At 42.7% G+C, this 24,433-nt stretch carries 12 protein-coding genes; all 12 read left to right on the forward strand.

What is annotated here, in order from left to right; genetic code table 11:
- Positions 1 to 62 precede the first annotated feature (62 nt).
- Entirely contained in the window at positions 63 to 2,531 is a 2,469-nt protein-coding gene (locus AC1DU2_RS19510) for an FtsX-like permease family protein (RefSeq protein ID WP_477386191.1), read from the forward strand.
- Positions 2,532 to 2,658: 127 nt separating this feature from the next.
- A complete protein-coding gene (locus AC1DU2_RS19515) occupies positions 2,659 to 5,121 on the forward strand; it encodes an ABC transporter permease (protein WP_477386193.1) in 2,463 nt (820 codons plus the stop codon).
- A 227-nt stretch (positions 5,122 to 5,348) separates the two neighbouring features.
- On the forward strand, positions 5,349 to 7,778 hold the full coding sequence (locus tag AC1DU2_RS19520; RefSeq protein WP_477386195.1) for an ABC transporter permease: 2,430 nt from the start codon (positions 5,349 to 5,351) through the stop codon (positions 7,776 to 7,778).
- A gap of 104 nt (positions 7,779 to 7,882) precedes the next feature.
- A complete protein-coding gene (locus tag AC1DU2_RS19525; RefSeq protein WP_477386197.1) occupies positions 7,883 to 10,282 on the forward strand; it encodes an ABC transporter permease in 2,400 nt (799 codons plus the stop codon).
- Positions 10,283 to 10,358: 76 nt separating this feature from the next.
- A complete protein-coding gene (locus tag AC1DU2_RS19530; RefSeq protein ID WP_477386199.1) occupies positions 10,359 to 10,874 on the forward strand; it encodes a hypothetical protein in 516 nt (171 codons plus the stop codon).
- A complete protein-coding gene (locus AC1DU2_RS19535) occupies positions 10,871 to 11,473 on the forward strand; it encodes a hypothetical protein (protein ID WP_477386201.1) in 603 nt (200 codons plus the stop codon). Before AC1DU2_RS19530 ends, AC1DU2_RS19535 begins: the two co-directional genes overlap by 4 nt.
- Before the next feature lie 68 nt (positions 11,474 to 11,541).
- Positions 11,542 to 11,694 carry a hypothetical protein gene (locus AC1DU2_RS19540; protein ID WP_477386203.1) on the forward strand — a complete coding sequence of 51 codons (153 nt, stop codon included), beginning with the start codon at positions 11,542 to 11,544 and terminating at the stop codon, positions 11,692 to 11,694.
- Positions 11,695 to 11,870: 176 nt separating this feature from the next.
- On the forward strand, positions 11,871 to 14,291 hold the full coding sequence (locus AC1DU2_RS19545; RefSeq protein WP_477386205.1) for an ABC transporter permease: 2,421 nt from the start codon (positions 11,871 to 11,873) through the stop codon (positions 14,289 to 14,291).
- 102 nt (positions 14,292 to 14,393) lie between these two features.
- Positions 14,394 to 16,748, forward strand: a complete 2,355-nt coding sequence (locus AC1DU2_RS19550; RefSeq protein ID WP_477386207.1) for an ABC transporter permease — start codon at positions 14,394 to 14,396, stop codon at positions 16,746 to 16,748.
- 117 nt (positions 16,749 to 16,865) lie between these two features.
- On the forward strand, positions 16,866 to 19,253 hold the full coding sequence (locus AC1DU2_RS19555; RefSeq protein WP_477386209.1) for an ABC transporter permease: 2,388 nt from the start codon (positions 16,866 to 16,868) through the stop codon (positions 19,251 to 19,253).
- A 114-nt stretch (positions 19,254 to 19,367) separates the two neighbouring features.
- Positions 19,368 to 21,752: an ABC transporter permease gene (locus AC1DU2_RS19560; protein WP_477386211.1), complete on the forward strand. Its 2,385-nt coding sequence runs from the start codon at positions 19,368 to 19,370 to the stop codon at positions 21,750 to 21,752.
- A 133-nt stretch (positions 21,753 to 21,885) separates the two neighbouring features.
- Positions 21,886 to 24,267: an ABC transporter permease gene (locus tag AC1DU2_RS19565; RefSeq protein WP_477386213.1), complete on the forward strand. Its 2,382-nt coding sequence runs from the start codon at positions 21,886 to 21,888 to the stop codon at positions 24,265 to 24,267.
- Positions 24,268 to 24,433 lie beyond the last annotated feature (166 nt).

The following is a 24,433-nucleotide window of genomic DNA, read 5'->3' on the forward strand; positions in this document are numbered from 1 at the left end:
CAAATGACTCAATGACAAGGCACTAATAAACTAATGAACCAGTGAACTAATGAACCAACAAAATGATTAAAAACTATTTTAAAATAGCCCTGCGCAACTTTTGGCGGCACAAGTTTTTTACGTTTATCAATGTTATCGGCTTGTCTATCGGGATTAGTTCGGCGCTGGTTATTTATTTGATAGTACATTTCGATTTTACTTTTGATAAGTCGGTTCATGATAGCGAGCGGATATACAGGGTAGTTTCCAATTATACCTATGCCGGCGAACCGGCCTATAACCGCGGTGTTTGCGGCCCCTTGCCCGAGGCCGTGCGTACGCAGGTTAGCGGTGTTGAAGTGGCAGCCCCGTTCTTTGCTTTATATCAGCCTAATGTATTTATCCCGGGTAAGTCCGGGGTCCCGGTTAAATTTAAACTACAGGATAACGTGGTATTGGCCGACGAGCGCTATTTTGAGCTTTTTAACTATACCTGGCGTGCCGGCAAAGCTAAAACCGCATTCAACGGCCCCAACCAGGTAGTGCTGACCACCGACCAGGCCGAAAAATATTTTCCCAAACTATCATTCAACCAAATGATGGGCAGGGTTATTACCTATGATACCTTAAATACCGTCGTTACCGGCATCATAGAGCCGTTAAAAGGCAATACTGATTTTAAATCGCAGGCCTTTATATCTTACTCAACAGCAACTAATAACAAGGCTTTACAAGACGAATTAAGGCCGAAACACTGGGGTGGTACAACACCTGCATCGCAGCTTTTTATTAAATTATCTCCCCAGGCTACAGTTGCTCAAATAACCAGGCAACTGAATGAAATCCTGAAAAAGCATAACCCGCCAACGCCATCCAATAAAGGCAACACGCGCAGCTTTGCTTTACAGCCGCTAAGTGATGTGCATTTTAATGCGCTTTACGGTACTTTTTATGGCGGGCGGACCGCAAATAAAACAACGTTGTATGGCTTGCTGGCAATAGCTACGTTTTTATTGTTGCTGGGTTGTATTAACTTTGTTAACTTAACAACCGCACAGGCTGCTCAAAGGGCAAAGGAGATAGGTATCCGTAAAACCATGGGCAGCAGCCGCTTGCAACTCATCATCCAGTTTTTAAGCGAGACATTTTTTATCACTTTAATCGCGGTTGTTATCTCGGTTTTGATTGCGCCGGTGATCCTTAACTTGTTTAAAGATTTTATTCCCGAAGGGATCACGTTAGATCTTTTAAATCAGCCCAATCTTATCGTATTTCTCTTGGCGCTCACATTTATAGTGAGTTTGTTATCCGGGTTTTATCCGGCGGTTTTACTATCGGGTTATAAACCGGTTTTGGTACTTAAAAACCAGGCATCGTCAAACAGCAGTAAAACACGGAATGCGTGGTTGCGTAAATCGCTCACGGTAACGCAATTTGTAATAGCCCAGTTTTTTATTATGGCCACCGTATTGGTTAGCAAGCAAATATATTATGCGTTGCATAAAGACCTGGGGCTGAAAAAAGATGCTATTTTAATCATCAATTCGCCATGGAAAAACCGCACAGAAAGCCGTAACCAGGTATTTTTAAATAAGATTACCGCGCTGCCACAGGTGCAATTGGTAAGCCTGGGCAAAGATGCGCCATCATCAGATAACGGTAACTCTACCGAGGCTACTTTCCGCGATGGCAAAAAGGAAATTAAAATGGAGCTGGCTGAAAAATTCGGCGACGAAAACTACATCAAAGTTTACCACATTAAATTAATTGCCGGGCGCAATTTACTACCGGGTGATACCTCAAAAGCATTTTTGATAAATGAAACCTACGCACATGCTATCGGATTTAAAAACCCCGCCGACGCGGTAGGCAAATACATCGACAATTTTAACGGAGATGTTAAAATGCAGATCATCGGTGTAGTACATGATTTTCATGCCGAATCATTACATGCGCCAATTAGTCCGATATGTATTTTAACTGAGCGTAATAACTATAACAATGGTACATTTCACATTGCCTTAAAACAGCAGTCGGCGGGTGGCGATGACTGGAAAAAAGCGATTGCTGCGATGGAAAGATCATGGAAGGAGATTTATCCCGAAGATGATTTTGAATACCACTTTTTTGACGAAAATATTGCCAGGTTCTACGATGCCGAGCAGCATACATCAACCTTGTTAACCTGGGCTACGGGGCTATCTATATTCATCAGCTGCCTGGGTTTGTTAGGGCTGGCTATTTATAACACCAACCAGCGTACTAAGGAGATAGGGGTACGTAAAGTTCTTGGCGCCACCGTATCGCAGATAGTTGCGTTACTATCAACCGAGTTGATACTACTGATACTGCTGGCATTTGCGCTGGTTACGCCATTAGCCTGGTACGCCATGAACAAATGGATGCAAAGCTTTGCCGACCGTACCAGCATCAGCTGGTGGATTTTTGTGCTAAGCGGCGGCGGCATGCTGTTAACCGCACTGATAACATCAAGCTTTCAAACAATAAAAGCCGCGATGGCAAACCCCACCAGGAGCCTCAGAAGTGAGTGAGTCAGTCATTGGTCATTTGCTGCGCTCTCATTAGTCATTGGGTTTTTCGTTTTGGGATTTATTCTTTAGAGTTTAGAAATTAACATTTAGAGTTTAGGATTTAGATATTAGAATTTAATTTTCAGCCATGATAAAAAATTACTTCAAGATTGCGTTCCGTAATTTCGGACGGCACAAGTTGTTTACAATGATCAACATTGTGGGTTTGTCTATCGGCATTAGTGCCGCTTTGGTAATTTACGTTATTGTAAATTATGATTTTACGTTTGATAAAAACCATAGGGATAGCGATAAGATTTACCGAGTGGTTACCGAGTATTCGTTTTCGGGCAATGTGGGGTATAACGGTGGCGTTACCGGCCCATTGGCGGGGGCTGTAAAAGCCGAGGTAACTGGCGTAAAAGATGTGGTGCCGTTTTTTACCAATGGCGGCATGAATGTATTTATAGCTAATAATACCAACGTACCCACGAGGTTTAAAGATCATGATAACATTGTACTGGCTGATGGCAGGTATTTTGCACTATTTGACTATACCTGGCTTGCAGGGGCAGCTAAAACGGCGCTGAACGAGCCTTACCAGGTGGTGCTAACGTCAGATCAGGCTAAGATATATTTTCCTAAACTATCCTATAGCCAGATGCTGGGCAAAACGGTAACTTATGATACCATTAAAACTACTGTTACCGGTATTATACAAACACCTAAAGAAAACACCGACTTTAATTTTCATGATTTTATATCCTATAGTACTGGCCTTAACAATCCAGCCCTCAAAGATAATCTTCAGTTAACAGCATGGGGGAGTACCACGTCGGCATCCGTGTTGTTCGTCAAACTTGCAGATAACGCATCGGTAGCTAATGTTGAAAAGCAGCTGAATGTATTGCTGAAAAAACATAATCCGCCTAAAAAGGAAGACGCCGGCAATACCCAGGTTTTTCATTTGCAGCCGTTAAGCGATCTGCACTTTAACAAAGATTACAATAATTTTGATGGCGGGCACACAGCCAGTAAAACAACCTTATATGGTTTATTGGTTATCGCTGCATTTTTGTTGCTATTAGGTTGCATCAACTTTGTAAACCTTACCACGGCCCAGGCTTCGCAACGCGCCAAAGAAATAGGTATCCGTAAAACAATGGGAAGCACCCGCCGCCAGCTGATAACCCAATTTTTAAGCGAAACCTTCCTGGTAACCATTTTTGCAGTAATTATAGCGCTACTGGCCGCGCCATCCATACTTAAGCTATTTGCCGATTTTACCCCCAAAGGTATCACGGTTGATTACCTGCATCATGGCAATATCCTGCTGTTTATGCTTGCATTAGTTGTAGTGGTAAGTATATTATCCGGCTTTTACCCCGCGCTGGTATTGTCGGGCTATAAGCCGGTTGATGTGTTTAAAAACCAGGCGCACTCGGGCACAAGTAAAACTCGTAACGCATTTCTGCGTAAATCGTTAACTACAGTTCAGTTTATTATAGCACAGTTTTTTATCATGGCTACACTATTGGTGAGCAAACAAATTTATTACGCACTGCATAAGGACCTGGGCTTTCAAAAGGATGCTATTGTCAATATAAGTATTCCATATAAAAATATGAACCCGGGGACAAAACAGGTATTTAAAAATAGGCTTGCTGCAATGCCTCAGATTGAATTAATGAGTGTTGGTGGCGCCCCTCCGTCATCCGGCAACACCAACAGTACCGAAATGACCTATAAGGATGGTAAAAAAGAGATTAAGACCGATGTGCAGCAAAAATACGGCGATGAAAATTATATAAAAGTATATAAAATAAAACTCCTTGCCGGTCGTAACATACACCAGAGCGATTCGGGAAAAGCTTTTATCATTAATAAGACGTATGCAAAAATATTAGGCTTCAAGAACCCGGCCGATGCAGTTGGTAAAATTCTTGACTTTGATAATCATAAAAATGAGATTGTTGGTGTAACAGCTGATTTTTATCAAAAGTCGTTGCATTCGGCCATTCAGCCATTGGTCATTTTAATACCCACCAATAAATGGGGCACCCGCACTTTCCATATAGCCCTAAAACCGCAAACCACCAATGGCGGTGAATGGAAAAAGGCAATAAACAATATGGGAAAAACATGGAAGGAACTATACCCGGATGATGACTTTGATTATAGTTTTTATGATAAAAATATCGAAAAATTTTATGAATCGGAGCAACATACATCTACCTTGCTTACCTGGGCAACGGGCCTATCCATATTTATTAGTTGTTTAGGTTTGTTAGGCCTGGCTATGTATACCACCAATTTACGCACCAAAGAAATTGGCGTACGCAAGGTACTCGGCGCATCGGTAGCGCAGATTGTCACCCTGCTATCAACCGAATTGATATTACTTATTTTACTTGCGTTTGTGCTGGTTACACCATTGGCCTGGTATGCCATGAACAAATGGATGGAAAGTTTTGCCGACCGTACCACTATCAGTTGGTGGATATTTGTGGCAAGCGGTGCAGGTATGCTGCTGGCTGCACTGTTTACACTAAGCTTCCAAACCGTAAAAGCCGCGGTTGCTAACCCGGTGAATAGTTTGCGTAGCGAATAGTTGGTTCATTGGTTCACTGGTTGAATCGTTCATTGGTTCACTGGTTCATTAGTTCATTGGTCCTGTCTGATGGCGTGCAGCTGATTCCAGGAAGCCAGGCTTAAAACGCTCTGTCCGCCATGCCCGCGTTCTAATGACTCAATGACTCAATGACTCAATGACTCAATGAGTCAACGAACCAATAAAATTAATGAACAAAACCACCAATGAACTAATGAACCAATAAGATGATAAAGAATTATATCAAGATAGCCCTCCGTAATTTACAACGCAACAGGGTTTATTCCCTGATAAACATAGCCGGGCTTACTATTGGTATGGCGGCGTGCCTACTGGTTGCTACAGTCGTGATAGATGACCTGTCGTACGATAGGCAATGGAAAAACGCGGATAACATTTACCGGGTAATAACGGTAGACAACAGCGATAAAAACTTAGTGGATAGATCGCCCCGAAGCTTTACCGGCTTGGGGCCAACCCTGAAAGCGAATTTTCCGGAGGTAAAGGATTATTGCAGGATGGTAGACAGAGAGTCCCGGTATAAACTGGGTGATAACAGGGATGGCGTAAGCATTGTTGCACTATCAGCCGAACCAAGCGTTTGGAATATGCTGGACTTTTCGGTTGTGCTTGGCAACCCTAAGAAGTTTGTTTCCGGGTACCCGAACCTTGTCATCACCGAAAAAATAAGGAAGCAGTATTTTGGTAACCTAAACCCCATAGGGAAAACAATAACAGATATTCCCGATTTTGGTAAAGCAAAGACATACATTATTACCGGTATTATAAAGGATATTCCTTCAAACACGCATTTAAGGGCAGATATGTTGATTTTAAATGAACATGATGCAGACTACAATCAACTTAATAAAGCAGGCTTTGGCACATTTACTTCGCAATACATTCTGCTAAAACCGGGCACTTCGATAAAAATGTTTAGTGCCAAGGTTAATAAATGGTACGCGCAATTTACAAAGGGAAACAGCAGGAATGTTAGCTACGAGTTTCAACCGATGACAGATGTTTATTTAAAGTCTGATTTTGGGGGATACCAACGTGTACAGGGTAAAATAAGCAATGTATACATCTTTAGCGGCATCGCGGCGTTGTTATTAATTATTGCCTGCATCAACTTCATTAATTTAACCACCGCACGCGCATTGAAACGGATAGCCGAAGTAGGGATCCGTAAAGTACTTGGCGCTGCCAAGGCCGATTTGATTGCCCAGTTTTTGTTTGAGTCGATTTTGTTTTTCGTTATATCTTTTGCCATAGGCATATTTATTTATAGCATTTTACTTAACCCGGTCGAAAACTATTTAGGGTACAAACTCACATTGACACTATCCGGCAACATTGGCATGTTTTCGGCCATATGCGGGGTGGTTTTACTGGTGAGTTTATTAACCGGATTATACCCGGCTTTACTTTTATCAGGGCGTTTACCGGCAACTGCTTTAAAAGGCAACACCGGCACGCAACAGGGTAGTGGTGTATTACGCAAGACTTTGGTTATAGTACAGTTCACCATATCTGTAGCGGTGCTAATTTGTACAACTGTTGTTCAAAAACAGCTTAAGTTTATTAATAACAAAGATTTAGGATACGATAAAAACAACTTGCTGCGTATTAACGAAACAGATTGGGGTACAAGTGGCGATGCCTTTAAACAAGAAGTGCTGAAGATTGCCGGTGTTGAAAATGCCAGTATCAGTACCTGGTATCCATCCGGCGGTGGCGGCTTTATGACAACAATGGTTGACGATCCTAATCAAAAGGGCAATAAAATTCAGGCCACCTATATCAAAGCTGATGTAGATTTGGTTAGTACCTTAAAACTCCAATTGCAGAAGGGACGGTTGTTTAGCAATAAATTTGGAAATGATGCTTTAAACTCAGATTCATTAATGCAAAAAAGCATGGAGAAGTTTGAGGAAGCGCAAAAAACGCAGCCTGTTTTAATTACAGCTTATACAGCACAGGCGTTCAATATCAAAGAATTAAACAAGCCTATATTAAACATGCGCGGGATACCAGTGGGTATTATTAAAGATTTCAATAACGAATCGCTTAAAATTGCGATGTCGCCAACGTTAATTGTAGCCGACAATAAAATTACCTATGGCAGTATGCTGATGAGGGTGCAGCCTGGTAGCCAGAAGCAGGTATTAACCAACGTTGATAAACTATGGAAGCAATTTTTCCCCGGTAAAATATTTGAATACCGATGGGTAAACGATTTGTTGCAGGAGCAGTATAAGGCCGATAGTAAACTGCAGCAGCTTTTTACATTGTTTAGTTTCCTGATTGCATTTATGGCATGTATGGGCCTATTTGGCCTGGCAACGTTTACTGCCGAGCAGCGCATTAAAGAAATTGGCATTCGTAAGGTTTTAGGCGCCTCGGTAACATCAATCACCACTTTGCTATCAATTGATTTTGTGAAGCTTGTGCTGGTAGCAATTGTAATAGCCGCGCCGATAGCCTGGTTAAGCATTGGTAAATGGCTGCAAACTTATGCTTACCGAATACAACCCGATATTGGCCTGGTATTTATGTCGGGAACAATTGCAGTGGTTATGGCACTGATAGCGGTTGGTTATCACACCATAAAAGCTGCCACAGCCAACCCGGTTAAAAGTTTAAAGAGTGAATAAGAACATTTTCAGACAGGGTGACTTTAATTTAAAAATTACTGGTTTAACAAATTTTAACTTCTGATCCAAAGCTTTTTACCTATCATCGTATAAGTAATATCTGCATGATTAAAAACTACTTAAAAATAGCCTGGCGTAATTTGTGGAAGCACAAATTTTATACCCTTATTAATGTATTCGGCTTATCCATGGGGATAGCGTGCAGCATTATTCTGTTCCAGTTTATTAGCTATCACCTAAGTTTCGATGCCTATCATCACAACAAAAAATCGTTGTATAAAATAGTTGAACAGCTGCATCTTGAGGATGGCACTACACTATATGAAAAAGGTGCGCCAATGGTGTTGGCCCGCGCTATTAAAACAGCGCTACCGCAGATAAAAGACGCCGCCGTTTTGGTTCAAAAGCGTTCGTTCACCATATCGGTTCCGCAAAGCGACGGGGCGGAGAAGAAGTTGTTTTATGAAAAAGATAATGTTGGCCTTGCCGATAAGCACTGGTTTAACATGCTTGACTATACATGGCTTGCCGGCAGTGCCGAAACTGCCTTTAATGATCCGGATAATGCAGTTATCACCCAAAAATTGGCGCTAAAATATTTTGGTACCGACGATGCTGTTGGCCGGGTTATCCGCCTGGATAGTAAGCACAATTTTAAGGTGACCGGGGTATTGGCCGATAATGTGGATAATACCGATTTTAAGTGCGATATGTTTTTATCGCTAACCGCCCTTAAAACTCTTTACCCTGATGTTCAAAAAGATTTCCAGGAAAGCTGGTCTTGGGAAGACTCACGGAATGTTATATTTCTGCAATTACCGCCAAATCTATCTCCCCAAAAGGTTGAGGCTACCATACCCAAACTGATGGATAAGGAAGCTGCAAAAACCTTCAAATACTTTTTGCAACCTATAAATGAGGTGCATTTTGATGGCCGGTATAGCGGCGTAATACAAAAATCATTGTTAAGCACGCTGGGCATTGTGGGTTTATTGCTTATTGTGATAGCCTGTGTGAACTTTGTTAATATGGCAACTGCCCAAAGCTTTAAACGCGCCAAAGAAATTGGCACCCGTAAAGTTTTAGGCAGTACCCCGGTTGCTATATTCATCCAGTTTATTACAGAGACGGCATTAATAGTTTTGGCCGCCGGACTATTAGCGGTCTTGTCAGTTTGGATGTTTTTACCGGTGTTAAATTCCTGGCTGCAAACTACGCTTACATTTAATTTTACCCACGATAAAACGCTGTTTGTTTTTATTGCCCTATCAATGCTGATAATTACCATTGCTGCAGGGTTTTACCCCGCTTTGGTATTAAGCAGGTTTAAACCTGTAAATGCGTTGAAAAACCAGGTTGGCGGGCATTCGCAAGCTGCCGGGTTTAGCCGTAAAAGCCTCATCGTTATTCAAAATGTAATTGCGCAGGTGCTTATTATCGGTACTATTATTATCACCATGCAGGTACGCTACCTGAAGACTGCCGACCTTGGTTTTAATAAAACAGGCGTAGTGATGCTTCCATTGCCCGATTTTGACAAGAGTAAAACAGGTTTTTTCCGGAACCAGCTACTGGCTAACCCCGCTATAAGCGCCGTTTCTTTTTGTTACAGGGCACCTTCTTCAACAGCCGATAAAGGTGGATCGATAAAGTACGAGGGGAGGGACTGGGAGAAGTTTGTAGGCCGCACTTTGATGGGCGATGCAGGCTATGCCAAAACATTCGGTTTGCGGATTATAGCAGGCAGAAATATTGCCGAGGCAGATTCGGCCAAAGAATACCTGGTGAACGAGCGACTGGTTAAACAATTAGGTATCAAAGATCCCCAGAAAATAATTGGCCGCCAATTTACCGCCGGAGACCTGACTGATAAACCAGGTACAATTGTGGGGGTTGTGAAGGATTTTCACGCCAAATCGCTTTACAAAGTAATAGAACCGTCGTATATCAGCACCCTCCGTGCCCAGTATCAGTACGCAGGCGTAAGGATCGATCTGAAAAACCGGGCTGTTGCTTTATCACAAATCCAAAAAGTATTTCAATCGGTATTCCCGGAAAATGTATTTGAATACCGTTTCCTGGACGAACAGATTAACGATTTTTATCAGAAGGAAGACTTGCTGAACAAACTCATTACTTCCAGCGCGGTAATTGCCATTTTTATCAGCTGTTTGGGCCTTTTAGGGTTAATATCGCTGCTCACCATGCAGCGCACCAAAGAAATAGGCATCCGTAAAGTGCTTGGAGCATCGGTAACCAACGTCACCGCACTACTCTCAGCCGATTTTATTAAACTGGTTGTTATTGCCATTGTAGTAGCATCGCCCATAGCCTGGCTAACGATGAGTAAATACCTTCAGGATTTTGCTTACCGGATAGATATTCAATGGTGGGTGTTTGTATTAGCAGCGGCCTTATCTGTCCTGATAGCATTTGCAACAGTATGTTATCAATCGCTTAAAGCGGCAATGGCCAACCCGGTTGAAAGTTTGCGAAACGAATAGTCGGCAGTTTTAACTAAAATAACTTGTCGCACCCCACGTTTGATAATGTCGTCTCTTTAAATGTCTGCCTAAACAAATGAGATATATCATAAGTGCCTTAATTCTCGGCTTCTTTACCTGCAATCTTTTTGCGCAGGATAAACTGCCGGATGCCGCTAATTTACCAAACCAGGTTGGCGATATTATATTTAACCCCCAAACAGACCAATACGATTTTAAGCTTTGCGATAAGGATAATATTTACCAATACTACGGGTTAAATACATCTTATAAAGGCGAGGCAAAAACATTAAAGAAAGAACTTTTTGCCAAAATGGTTTATCAGCCACAATTTAAACAGGTTACAGGGTCCGTTACCGTTCGCTTTATTGTGAATTGTAAGGGGCAAACCGGCTGGTTCCGAATTTATCAGTTAGACGCCAGTTATCGCAAGGTTGCCTTTCCGGCAATTTTTGTTAGCATGATATCAACGGCTGTAAAAAGCTTGAAAGGCTGGGTTCCCGGTAAACTTCCAAATGGCACAGTTTGCGATACCTACTATTATTTGCACTTCAAGGTAGTTAATGGTCATGTTAAAGATATAACCATATGAAAAAGTACCTGTTGATCTTAATTTGGTTAAGTGGGGGAATGCTTAAAGCGCAAACAAATTGCAATATTTATACGGATAAGCCACACCAGGTGGCATGCCAGTATTATACAGATGCTATTCAATACCCACAGGGATCTAAAAATTCACAGCAACTTTTTATCTATTCGTTACAGGCCTGTGCCACTTTTGGGCCAACCTTATGTGAAATGTCGGTGCCTTATTTAAAACGGGGCGATTTTTACACCTGGAAAATATTAATGGATAAAGCAGTGCAAGCTGATCCGGCCGAATACTTAAGCGTTAGGGGCTGGTGTTATTTTAAATTTCTGAAGGATTACAAGAATTGCTATGCCGATTTGTACCGTTTATATAAACTAACCAAGGGCTTGCCCGGTTATACAGGCGATGGCGACTATGACCTGCGCATGGTGATGGCAATGGCCCAGCACGAATTGGGCAATAATAAACTGGCCCTGCATTATTTTAACGAATGTATTGGCGATCATGAAAGGAAAAAAGTTTTAGGACTTTACGATTATTTACACAGGGGAGTTATGCTATTAAAAATGAAAGATATGCTGCCGCACTGGCCGATCTGAAGTTGGAAGTTAACAAATACCCAAAGCTTGCAGATGCTCATTATTATATTGGGCTTACCTATTTAGCAATGCACAACAAAATCAACGCCGCCAAATCGCTCAAATATGCCCTTGAGTTGTACCTTGAAACCGGCTACCACCATGCCGACCCTTACAAGGAAGAGCCAGACCAGGTTTACCTGTCGGATATAACCGAGGCGCTGGCCAAAGCCGAAAGCTAACCGGGTCCTGATGTTTTACTAAAAATTAAAGTACCAAAATCACTGTATCATTACCGTACACCCACTGTTACGCTTACGAACATGTTCGTAATTCTGATATAATTTAACTTGTTTATTATCAGTTATTTAATGTTTTGGTATGTGTTTTAAACCATGTGTACAAATCTGCAGATCACATGATTAAAAATTACATCAAAATAGCGTGGCGTAATATAGTAAGGCACAAGGCCTATTCAAGTATAAATATAGCTGGGCTTACGGTTGGCATTGCCGCCTGTTTGCTCATTTTTGTTATCATTAATTTTGAGCTGAGCTTTGATAAATTTCAGCCCAACTACAAAAACATATACCATGTTGTAACCCAGGAAAAACACGAATCCGACCTTACCTATAATCCGGGTATCGCAGTGCCTGCTACCGAGGCCCTTCGGTTAGATTTTCCGCAGGCAAAGGTAGCAGCCTTAAACAGTAGCTACGGCAGCCAGATAACCGTTCCTGAAATTACCGGCACAGGTAAAGGCGATAAAAAATTCACCGAAAACCTGGGTGTTTTATTCATTGAACCTCAATTCTTTGATATTTTTAGTTCAAAATGGCTGGCTGGCACCGCATCTGTTTTAAAAGATCCGGATATGGCAGTGATTGACAAAAGCATGGCCAACAAATACTTTGGCGACTGGAAAAATGCGGTTGGCAAGACCCTTAAAATGGACAACGTTATAACGCTTAAAGTTGCCGGGGTTATTGAAGACGCGCCTGTTAATACCGATTTTCCGTTTAAAATAATGGTATCGTTTGTGAGTTGGAAAGCTCACGGTAAAGATTATAACTACAGCGGCGAATGGGGATCGACAAGCAGCAACCACCAGGTTTTTATGCTTATGCCCCCCAATATAAGTGCCGATAATGTTGGCAAGCAGCTGGAAGCTTTTTCGCGCAAGCACTTTAAAAAAGGTATATCTGAAACCCACCTCCTGGCTCAACCACTATCGCTGTTTCATTTTGATACCCGTTTTGGTAACCCGCTGGCCGATCATACCATGAGTTATGCAACGTTGCGTACTATATCGCTCATTGCGTTACTGATCATCGTAATGGCGTCCATTAATTTTATAAACCTATCTACGGCGCAATCCGTTGGCCGTTCAAAAGAAGTGGGCATCCGCAAAGTATTAGGCAGCACACGTAAGCAATTGATAGCACAGGTTATTGGCGAAACTACGCTGGTGGTGTTCTTTTCGGTAGTGCTGGCTTTAGGTATAGCAAAGTTGGCTATGCCACAACTTAAAAGCATTGCCAATGTACCCGAAAGCATTGGTTTATTCACTGCCGAAAACCTGCTGTTTTTACTTGTTGTAATGATAGTTGTCATTGTGTTGTCGGGCATTTACCCCGCTATGGTGGTATCGGGTTTCAAACCTGTTTTGGCTTTGAAAAATAAGATCACGGCTGCTTCAATTGGCGGCATTCCGTTACGCAGGGCGCTGGTTATTACTCAGTTTGCGATATCTCAATTATTAATGATTGGCACTATAGTGGCCATGAACCAAATGGATTTTGTAAACAAAGCCGATCTTGGCTTTAATAAAGAAGCGGTGCTGGTTATTCCAGGCTACACCGATAGCATCAGTTTGGGTAAAATGGTAGCCTATCGTCAACAGCTTATGCAAAATTCTGCTGTAAAATCGGTTAGTTTTAGTTCGGATGCGCCATCGTCAGAAAATAACTGGGGCACCAATTTTAATTTTAATAATAACACAAAAGATCCTGGTTTTAACACCTATTTAAAGTTTGGCGATGCCGATTATTTTAAAACCTTCGGGCTCCAATTCTCCGCAGGCAAAGGATATGATGTAAGTGATACTGCCAGGCAGGTGGTGGTCAATGAAACATTTATCCATAAGTTGGGAATCCAAAATGCCGAGAGCGCTATTGGTAAAACCGTACGAATGGGTGGCAATGGCAGGTGGATGCCTATAACCGGTGTAGTTAAGGATTTTAAAACCAACTCGCTGCGCGAAACCGTGAAGCCAATAGTTATCGCCCCGGCAAAAAAATTTGAAGGCAATGTTGCCATTAAAATCCAGACCAAAAACTTAAGTAAAACCGTTGCCGAATTGCAAAAACTGTGGGAGAACACTTACCCCGAATATGCCTACAACGGATATTTCCTGGATGATAATATTGCTAAATTTTACCAGGCAGAAAACCAGATGGCCATGGTTTACAAAATATTTGCAGGCATAGCCATCTTTATTTCCTGCCTGGGTTTATACGGCCTGGTATCGTTTATGGCGGTGCAACGCACCAAAGAGGTTGGCATCCGTAAAGTATTAGGGGCATCGGTAAGCAGTATTGTTTACCTGTTTTCTAAAGAGTTTGTGGTGCTTATCATTATATCCTTTGTAATTGCCATGCCATTGGCCTGGTACGTGATGACGGGCTGGCTACAAAACTTTGCCTATCGCATATCGTTAAGCGCCTGGATATTCCTGTTGGCCATGGCTTCATCGGTAGTTATTGCCTGGGTAACGGTAGGGTACAAGGCCGTGCGTGCGGCCTTGGCTAATCCGGTGAAAAGCTTGCGTAGTGAGTAGTTGTGAGTTGTGAGTGAAATTGGGCACGCAAGTTAGAATTTAAGATTTGCGTAAGTCCCTTAATTTTTAGGGTTTAGGATTTAGAATTTAATTATCATGATAATGAACTTCCTGAAAACAACGTTCCGTAGCTTGTTAAAAAACAAGGCTTACAGTTTTTTGAATATCGCGGGGCTTGCAATAGGCATTGCCTGCGCATCTATTATATTTCTGTGGGTTCAGGACGAGCTTACGTTTAACCATAACTTTCAAAAAAGGGATAACATTTACGTTATCTATGAAAACCAAACCTATGAAGGTAAGGTTTCTACTTTTCATGCCACGCCAGGCCCCATGGCCAAATCATTAGTCGCGGATATTCCAGGCATAAAAACGGCTGCCCGATCGGGCGGTACCGGCGATGTTTTGTTTTCTCTTGGCGATAAATCCATTAACGAACAAGGAGATTACGCCGATGCCGGGATATTTTCGATCCTGAAACTACCTTTTGTTTATGGCGATGCCAACAATGCTTTTCGTGATGTGCATTCGGTGGTAATTAATACAACAATGGCCAAAAAGTTTTTTGGCGATGCCAACCCGGTAGGCAAAACGCTTAAGATGAATAACGAGCAGAATTTTACTGTTACCGGCGTAATCAATGATCTGCCTAAAAATTCGACAATGCAGTTTCATTGGCTGGCGCCGTTAAACGATGTTGACCCTAAGAAGCCCTGGATGAAGGATTGGGGTGCTAACTGGGCACATACTTATTTAGAGTTGGAACCTAACGCCGATGTTAATGCCGTTAATAAAAAGCTGGCCAACTACATTGGAACCAAAAAGACGGGCAACAATACGCAATCATTTCTTTTTGCCATGAACGACTGGAATTTGTACAATAATTTCACCGATGGTAAAATGGATGGCGGCCGCATTGTTTATGTGCGTTTATTTGCCATTATTGGCTTCATCATATTATTTATAGCCTGTATCAATTTCATGAACCTGGCAACAGCCCGGTCAGAAAGGCGGGCCAAAGAGGTTGGTGTGCGTAAGGTGATGGGGGCTGGCAAAGGTAAACTCATTAGTCAGTTTATTGGCGAAGCCTTAATTATGTCATTTATAGCCGTTGTTGTGGCTGTATTATTGGTTGCTTTAGCGCTGCCGGCTTTCAATAACCTGGTTCAAAAAGAGCTGGCTATTAACCTGTTTGCTGCCGGTCATGTTATTTACTTAGTAGCGATAGGCACAATCACTGGCCTGCTTGCTGGTAGCTATCCGGCTTTTTACTTGTCCTCTTTTAACCCTATAACGGTTTTAAAAAGTATCAAAATAAAGTCAAGTACAAGCTCGGGCCTTATCAGGCAAAGCCTGGTGGTTATCCAATTTTCAATTTCAATTATATTGATTATCGGCACCGTGGTAATCTATCAACAGATACAGCACGTAAAAAACCGCAAACTGGGATTTAATAAAAACGACCTGATCAGCATCAGCACGCAAGGTAAACTGGTTGAACACTTCCCTGCAGTTTACAACGAATTAAAAGAAACAGGTTTGGTTGAGGACGCCGCATTGAGTGACTATCCCGCTTTAGAGATTTGGAGCAATACCGATAATTACTCGTGGGAAGGCAAGGATGCATCAAAAAATCCATTAATAAGCCTGGAGAATGTTAACGACCATTTTTTATCAACCATGGGTATGAAGCTGGCATCCGGCAGAAATTTCCATTCAAATCAAACAACTGATAGTAATAACGTGATCATCAACGAAGCCTTTGCCAAACAAATGGGTAAACAAGGCCATGTTGGTGCTATTATAACAGAAGGCGGCTCAAAGCGCTTAACTGTAACCGGCATAGTTAAAAATTTCCTCTACAATGATATGTATGCCGCCAGTGCCCCCATGTTGTTATATAATCGTACCGACGGAGCCCGCTTTTTAACCATAAGGTTTAAACATGGAGCAAATTTGCCGGATGTATTGAGCAAAGTTGGCAGTATAATAAAATCCAATAATCCCGGCTATCCCTTCGATTATAAATTTGTTGACGACGAATTTGACCTGATATTTAAAACCGAAACACTGACCGGTACATTGGCCGGCGTTTTTGCGTCGTTAGCCATATTTATATCGTGCCTGGGTTTGTTCGGACTGGCCGCATACACAGCCGAGCGGAGGATAAAGGAAATAGGCATCCGCAAAGTTTTGGGCGCCAGCGTAGCTGGTTTAACCGGTTTATTATCAAAAGATTTTTTACAACCGGTAGGTATTTCCTGCCTCATAGCATTCCCGGTAGCCTGGTGGGCCATCAGTAACTGGCTGCAAAATTACCAATACCGGGTAAGCATCCACTGGTGGGTATTTGCTGCTGCAGGTATTATAACCGCGCTTATTGCCCTCGCAACCGTAAGTTTCCAGGCTATAAAAGCAGCGTTAAGTAATCCGGTTAAAAGTTTGAGGAATGAATGATTTAAGTCATTGGTTATTTGCTTCGCGTCATTATTCATTGGCAAAGCAAAATAACTTAACTACTCAATGAAAAAATACTAATCAACTAATGAACAAGTGAACCAATGAACTAACACTATGATCAAGAACTATTTAAAAATCGCCTGGCGTAATATCTTAAATAATAAGGTATACAGCGCCATTAATATATTGGGATTGGCTGCCGGTATGGCGGTAGCGCTTATTATTGGTTTGTGGGTGGTTAACGAGTTTTCGTATGACAAGTTTTTACCCAATTACAAGCAATTATACCAGGTTGAAGTGCACTTTACAACGCAGCAGGACGAGCATACCCAAGCTGCTGTTGCTATTCCTTTGGCCGAGGTGTTACGCAAACAAATTCCCGGCATCAAACACGTAGCCGAAACGGATTGGGTGGGCTGGCAATGGCACGACCTGTTGGTGGGCAACAAAAAGCTATACCTTGGCGGTGGTGCCGCGCATCCCGATTTTTTGAAAATTTTTCAGTATCCTTTTGTAAAAGGCAGTGCGAAGGATGCCTTTACCGATCCTAATTCTATCGTCATAGATGAGGCGACCGCTACTGCTTTATTTGGCAATGCCGACCCGATAAACAAAGTGATCCGTTATGATAACAGTCATAACCTGAAAGTAACCGGGGTTATTAAAAATATTCCTAAAAACGCAACCAAGCAGTTTAACTTTTTAACGCCCTTTAGCTTTAAAGAACAAACTGAAAGCTGGATGAAAAATGCCCGCGTAACCTGGACAAACAACTCCTTTAATATGTTTGTGGAGCTACAGCCAGGGGTACCCCTGGCGCAGGTGGCGCCCAAAGTGAAAAATCTTGTTTATGATAACAGCGTGCCCATGCGCTTAGCCCATCCGGAGGTTATCCTGCACCCAATGAAAGACTGGCACCTGTATACCGACTTTAAAAACGGTAAGGCTGTTGGCGGCTTTATTGATTATGTGCGCATGTTTAGCATCATAGGCATATTGGTATTGCTGATAGCCTGTATCAATTTCATGAACCTGAGTACTGCCCGCTCAGAGAAACGCGCCCGCGAGGTAGGGGTGAGGAAAGCCATCGGCTCGCAACGGAAAGACTTGATCGTTCAGTTCTTAGCCGAATCGTTGCTGATCACTTTTATCGCGTTCCTGTTCTCTATATTAATTGTTCAATTGGTTATCCCATCGTTTAATGAGCTAACAGGAGGTTTTATAGCTATTCCGTATACTAATCCGTTGTTCTGGGGCATCATGTTATTATACGTGGCCGTAACAGGCTTACTGGCAGGCAGCAGGCCGGCTTTTTACCTGTCGTCATTTAACCCGGTACAGGTTTTAAAAGGAACTATAAAGGTGGGCAAAGCTGCATCGTTACCACGCAAGGTATTGGTAGTATTGCAGTTTAGCTGCTCCATAGCGTTAATTATAAGTACGGTAATTGTTTACCAGCAAATTCAATATGCCAAAAGCAGGCCGACCGGCTATAGCGCCGAAAGGTTAATGATGACAGATATGAGCGGCGACCTGGAAGCCCATTTTGGTGCACTCAGGAATGATCTTTTAGCAAGCGGATTAGTAGAAAATGTAGCCTCGGCATCAAGCCCGGTAACCAATATATATAGTCACAATTCGCTTGATAAATGGCCGGGCAAAAGTGCCGGTGAAGACCCTGTCAACATCGGATCTATATCAGTGTCTGAAAGTTATTTTAAAACACTTGGAATGACCTTAAAAGCCGGCAGGGATTTTACAAGTAACTGGGCCAATGACACCTCGGACGTGATTTTGAACGAGGCAGCCGTAAAACGAATAGGTTTAAAAGACCCAATAAACCAACTGGTAACCTGGAATGGAAGTGCTAAACCCGTACGCATCATAGGGGTGGTGAAGGATGCGCTCATGGAATCGCCTTTTACGCCTATCCAGCCGGCTATTTTTAACCACGGCAGGGGAGGTAATAACATCATGTACCGCCTGGCAAAAAATGTGAGCATTCATGATGCTTTGCCAAAGCTTAACAAAATATTTGATACCTATAACCCCGCTTACCCATACATATACCAGTTTGTTGATGATGAGTATAACCATAAATTTAACCTGGAGCTACTTGTAGGCAAGCTTGCCGGTGTTTTTGCGGGGCTGGCTATATTTATTTCCTGTTTGGGCCTATTTGGCCTGGCGGCGTATGTAGCCGAGCAACGTACCAAAGAGATTGGTATCCGCAAGGTATTGGGAGCATCTGTTGCCAATGTATGGCTGCTACTGTCAGGTGATTTTATTTTGCTGGTAATTATCAGTTGCCTGATTGCATCACCCGTTGCATTTTACTTTTTGCGCGATTGGCTGCAAAAATACGACTACCGCATTACCATAGGGCCTGGCGTATTCCTGCTATCGGCATTAGTGGCCATAGTGATAACATTAATGACCATCAGTTTCCAGGCCATAAAGGCAGCGTTAACAAACCCGGTGAAAAGCCTGAGGTCAGAATAGTTATTAAGTCATTTGCTTCGCGTCATTAGGTCATTGATGCTTTAAAAATGACTTAATAACCAAATGACTCAATGACAAGACACTAATGAACAAGTGAACCAATGAACTAACATCATGATAAAAAACTATATTAAAATTGCCTGGAGAAATTTAAAGCGTAACAAGGCCTACGCTGCTATAAGTGTTATTGGTTTGGCACTGGGTATTGCCTGCGGTATACTGATATTTACATTAGTTACCTACCATTTAAGCTTCGACACTTTTCATAAGGATTCGGATAGGGTGTACCGCTTGTATACCGAATGGCACGATGATGGCATCGGAAAATCAAATGGCGTACCACAGCCCTTGGGGAAAACCTTCAGGAATGATTTTACCATAGGCGAGAAAACCGCAAGGGTAATCAATTTCACCGGCACCTTAATCACCATAACTCATGGCTCTGATGTTAAAAAGTTTCAGGAAGATGACGGTGTGGCTTTTGCCGAGCCTGAATACTTTGATATCTTAAACTTCCCATTAATAAAAGGCGATAAAAAAAAGCTGCTTATAGCTCCGGGCGAGGCCTTGGTAACCGAGAAAATTGCGCGTAAATATTTCGGCACAGCTGATGCCATTGGCAAAGTGTTCCGCCTGGATAATAAGGTAAACTTTACAATTACCGGTATCTTAAAAGATTTACCCAACAATACCGACCGCCGGCAACAGATTTATGTATCGTACGGCAATATGGACGAGTACACCGGCAACAAGCGTCGCGAAGACAACTGGGGCGGGGTTTACAGCGGCAGCGAGGTTTTTACCAGGCTTAAAAAGGGAGTTACACAGGCACAGGTAGATGCAACAACCGCACAAATTGTGAAAAAGCACTACACAGGCCGCGATTTAAAAGTTTGGTTTTTTAAACTACAGCCCCTTAATGATATGCACTTTAACCCGGAGTTGAACGGCTATGCCGATAAAAAATATTTATGGGCATTATTCTTTATCGGCCTGTTCCTGATTATTACCGCGAGTGTAAATTTTGTTAACCTGGCAACCGCCCAGGCACTTAACCGGGCAAAAGAGGTTGGCGTGCGTAAAGTTTTAGGCAGTATGCCCGGCCAGTTGTTTTGGCAGTTTATTGCCGAAACAGCTTTGATAACCGTATTTGCGGTATTGGTTGCCATTGGCTTATCGTACATCGCTTTGCCTGCCATTAACCACCTGTTCCAGTCGGAGATGGAATTCGATAAAGGCCAATTAGCTATTTTTATTGTGTTAATTGCTGTTGCAGTAGTGTTTTTATCAGGCTCGTATCCGGGTTTGGTGTTGGCACAGTTTCAGCCCATCCAGGCACTTAAAAGTAAACTTTCGCAAAAGGATATTGGCGGGTTTTCACTGCGCAGGGTGTTGGTGGTAACCCAGTTTGCCATTTCGCAGGTTTTAATTATTGGTACCATCATTATAGTATCACAGCTGCATTATTCGCAAACTGCCGACCTGGGCTTTAGCAAAGATGCCATTGTATTACTGCCGATCCCAAAAAATGACGATAAAGCCATTTTAAGCACCATGAAAAACCAGCTAAACCAGATCAAAGGTGTCGAAAAGGTGACTTATTGCTACAGGGCGCCCGCTTCGCAATCAAACAATAGTACCGGCGTTAACTTTAACCACCGGACCGAAGATGAACATTGGAGCATCAACGTTAAATCGGCAGATGAAAATTATATTTCAACCTTTGGATTAAAACTGGTTGCCGGCCGTAACTTTTTCCCTTCGGATACCACGCGTGAGTTTGTGGTGAATGAGATGGTGGCCAAAAAGCTAAATATGAAGCCGCAGGATTTGATAGGTAAAATGCTATCCATTAATGGTAAAGGTACTACCGCGCCGATAGTAGGTGTGGTGAAGGATTTTTACAACTATTCCTTCCACAGCGAAATTTCGCCTGTTTGTATTATGCCAAATTATCATGGCTACTCAACTGTGGCCATCAAAATGAATATGCGTAATGCCAAGGCAACTTTGGCCTCATTTGAGAAGGTATGGAACCAGGCCTTCCCCGAAGAATTTTACTCGTACCAGTTTTTGGATGATAGCATCAGGAAATTTTATGAACTGGATAATATCCTGTTAACGCTGATAGAAGCTTTTGCAGGCATCGCCATTGTTATTGGCTGCCTTGGGCTGTACGGTTTAGTTTCATTTATGGCTGTGCGCAAAACCAAAGAGATTGGTGTACGCAAAGTATTAGGAGCAAGCATAACATCGGTTTTATGGGTTTTTGGCAAGGAATTCACCATTTTATTGCTCATAGCCTTTGTAATAGCCTCGCCGCTGGCTTATTGGGCCATGCACAATTATTTAAAAGATTTTCAATACAAAATCGCCATCGGCCCCGAAATTTTTGTCGAATCCATACTATTTACATTTATAATAGCTGCGATAACAGTAAGCTACCGGTCGGTGCTGGCGGCGCTGGCCAACCCCGTAAAAAGTTTAAGAAGTGAATAATTTTGTTCATGGGTTCACTGGTTGAATGTTTTAGAGCTTGCATAGTGCCGGTAAGTCACCACTATATCGACAGGCAATAGCAAATGAATCGGTGAACTAATGAACCACCAGACAAGACCAATGAACTAATAAAATGATAAAAAACTATTTCAAAATCGCTTTGCGTAACCTGTGGAAGCATAAAGCATTTTCTATTATCAATATAACGGGCCTGTCCATAGGGATAACGGCCTGTTTTTTCATTTTTATGTATGTAGGCTTTGAGTTGAGCTACGATAATATGCATACCAGGGCCGATAGGATTTACCGGCTGGTTACGGATATTAAAACGCCGACCGAAACCATTAATACCGGCGTTACGGCATGGCCATTCGCGCCAAACATTAAAGCCGATTTTCCCGAAGTGGAATCATTTGTGCGGGTGAGCGGCGGTAGTTTTTTGGTAAAAAAAGGCAATGTTAAATTCCAGGAAGAGAAATCCATTTTCGCCGATTCAACATTTTTTAAAGTTTTTGATTTCAAACTGTTGAAGGGCGATCCCAAAACGGCATTGTCAGAGGTGGCTACTATCGTGTTTTCAGAGTCGGCTGCAAAAAAATATTTTGGTAACACCGATCCTGTAGGGCAAACTGTACTGCTAACCGGCGATGCCATCCCCGCCAAGGTAACAGGGGTTATGAAGGATATTCCCGAAAACTCACAAATAAAAGCGGATATGCTGATATCGATGGTGTCGCTTACCCAAAAGTTTAATAAAGGGCTGGATAACCAATGGGCAAATTTTGGGGCGTCGAGTTACCTGTTATTAAAACATGGCACCGACCCTAAAAGGTTGGAAGCCAAATTCGCGGCATTTTTAGAACGCCGCAATGGCGACGAAGAACGGAAAATGCACATGAGCTACAAGTTGTTCCTGGAGCCAATGAAAACGGTTTACCTGTATTCTAAACGCGGCGGCCAGGAATCGGGTAGTATCAACAACGTTTACATATTTACTATTGTGGCCGTTTTTATATTGCTGATAGCCTGTATCAATTTTGTGAATTTAACCACAGCGCGGTCTGTTGAGCGGGCCAAAGAGGTAGGCATCCGCAAAGTTGTCGGAGCCGAAAAGGGCCAGTTAGCCAGCCAGTTTATAGGCGAGTCGGTTGTGCTTTGCCTTATCGCTTTTGTGTTAACTATTATTTTGTCGGTATTGTTTCTGCCCTTGTTTAACCAGCTTGCAGGGAAAACTATCAGCGCCGGAATTTTTTCCAATTGGTATTACGTGCTGATTTTATTGGGTACATCGGTAGCCATCGGTCTTATTGCCGGCATTTATCCCGCGTTGGTTTTGTCGTCATTTATGCCGGTTTCGGTATTGAAAGGCCGGTTTGCCAGCAGCAGCAAGGGTAATGTATTGCGTAAAACACTGGTGATAGCGCAGTTTACCATTTCGATATTCCTTATTATAGGTACCATTATCGTTTACACCCAAATGAACTTTATGCAAAACCGGGATCTTGGTTTTAGTAAAGACCAGATGCTTATTTTGGATACCAATGGCGATCCGGCCGGGAACGCGCTTAAGGAAGCACTTACATCAATTCCGGGGGTAAAGTCAACCGCAATGTCGTCAAGTGTTCCGGGTGGGGGTAATCCTGGTGCTTATTCAGAGATTGAAAACAAAAAAGGCGATTTGCAAATAGCTAATCTCGACCTGTATTTTGTCGACTGGGATTATGTAAATCAATTTAAAATCAAGATGGTTGCAGGCAGGCCATTTTCCCGCGGGTTTGGCACAGATACGGCCCAAGCCATGTTATTGAACGAGGCTGCGGTTAAATTATTTGGCTATAGTTCACCGCAACAGGCTATCGGCAGGCGGTTTAAACAATGGGGCCGCGAGGGCAAAATAGTAGGGGTGATGAAGGATTTCCATTTCCGGTCGTTACAGGAAGTTATTAAGCCGTTAAGCATGCGAATTGAAATGAAGAACATCTCTTTAATTTCGGTAAAAATGTCGACCCAAAATACTGCGGCAACGCTGGCAGCCATTGAAAATAAATGGAAAATGTTAATCCCGAACAGGCCCTTCAGCTATTACTTTTTAGACGAGTTTTTTGACCGCCAGTACCGTGCAGAGCAGCGCTTTGGCAAACTGTTCCTCAACTTTGCGGTGCTGGCCATATTTATATCATGCCTTGGGTTATTGGGCCTGGCATCGTACAGTACGCTACAACGTACCCGCGAAATTGGTATCCGGAAGGTATTGGGCGCCACCGTGCCTGGCATTGTTAACATGCTATCCCGGGATTTTATTATACTGGTCATTATCTCTTTCTTCATCGCATCGCCCCTGGCGTATTGGTTTATGCACAGCTGGCTCAAAGATTTTGCCTACCGCATTGATATCAGCTGGTGGATCTTCGTTATTGCCGGCGTCCTGGCCTCTGTTATAGCACTTGGCACCATCAGCTTCCAGGCCATCCGCGCGGCGCTTAGCAACCCGGTTAAAAGTTTAAGAAGCGAGTAAGTATATAGGTGAACGGCAAAAGGCGAAAGGTAAAAGGTAGCTGCGTTAGCGGCATGTCCCAACGAATCAACCGGCGAAGCCCGGTTGATTCACCTTTCACCTTTCACCTTTCACCTTTCACCTTTCACCTTTCACCTTTCACCTTTCACCTTTCACCTTTCACCTT

The sequence above is a fragment of the Mucilaginibacter sp. P4_C11 genome, from assembly GCF_056402115.1.

Excerpts from the sequence above, each read along its gene's own strand:
- AC1DU2_RS19525 (WP_477386197.1), top strand. The coding sequence starts at position 7,883 with ATGATTAAAAACTACTTAAAAATAGCCTGGCGTAATTTGTGGAAGCAC.
- AC1DU2_RS19530 (WP_477386199.1), top strand. The coding sequence starts at position 10,359 with ATGAGATATATCATAAGTGCCTTAATTCTCGGCTTCTTTACCTGCAAT.
- AC1DU2_RS19545 (WP_477386205.1), top strand. The coding sequence starts at position 11,871 with ATGATTAAAAATTACATCAAAATAGCGTGGCGTAATATAGTAAGGCAC.
- AC1DU2_RS19550 (WP_477386207.1), top strand. The coding sequence starts at position 14,394 with ATGAACTTCCTGAAAACAACGTTCCGTAGCTTGTTAAAAAACAAGGCT.
- AC1DU2_RS19565 (WP_477386213.1), top strand. The coding sequence starts at position 21,886 with ATGATAAAAAACTATTTCAAAATCGCTTTGCGTAACCTGTGGAAGCAT.
- AC1DU2_RS19535 (WP_477386201.1), top strand. The coding sequence starts at position 10,871 with ATGAAAAAGTACCTGTTGATCTTAATTTGGTTAAGTGGGGGAATGCTT.
- AC1DU2_RS19510 (WP_477386191.1), top strand. The coding sequence starts at position 63 with ATGATTAAAAACTATTTTAAAATAGCCCTGCGCAACTTTTGGCGGCAC.
- AC1DU2_RS19520 (WP_477386195.1), top strand. The coding sequence starts at position 5,349 with ATGATAAAGAATTATATCAAGATAGCCCTCCGTAATTTACAACGCAAC.
- AC1DU2_RS19560 (WP_477386211.1), top strand. The coding sequence starts at position 19,368 with ATGATAAAAAACTATATTAAAATTGCCTGGAGAAATTTAAAGCGTAAC.
- AC1DU2_RS19555 (WP_477386209.1), top strand. The coding sequence starts at position 16,866 with ATGATCAAGAACTATTTAAAAATCGCCTGGCGTAATATCTTAAATAAT.
- AC1DU2_RS19515 (WP_477386193.1), top strand. The coding sequence starts at position 2,659 with ATGATAAAAAATTACTTCAAGATTGCGTTCCGTAATTTCGGACGGCAC.
- AC1DU2_RS19540 (WP_477386203.1), top strand. The coding sequence starts at position 11,542 with ATGCACAACAAAATCAACGCCGCCAAATCGCTCAAATATGCCCTTGAG.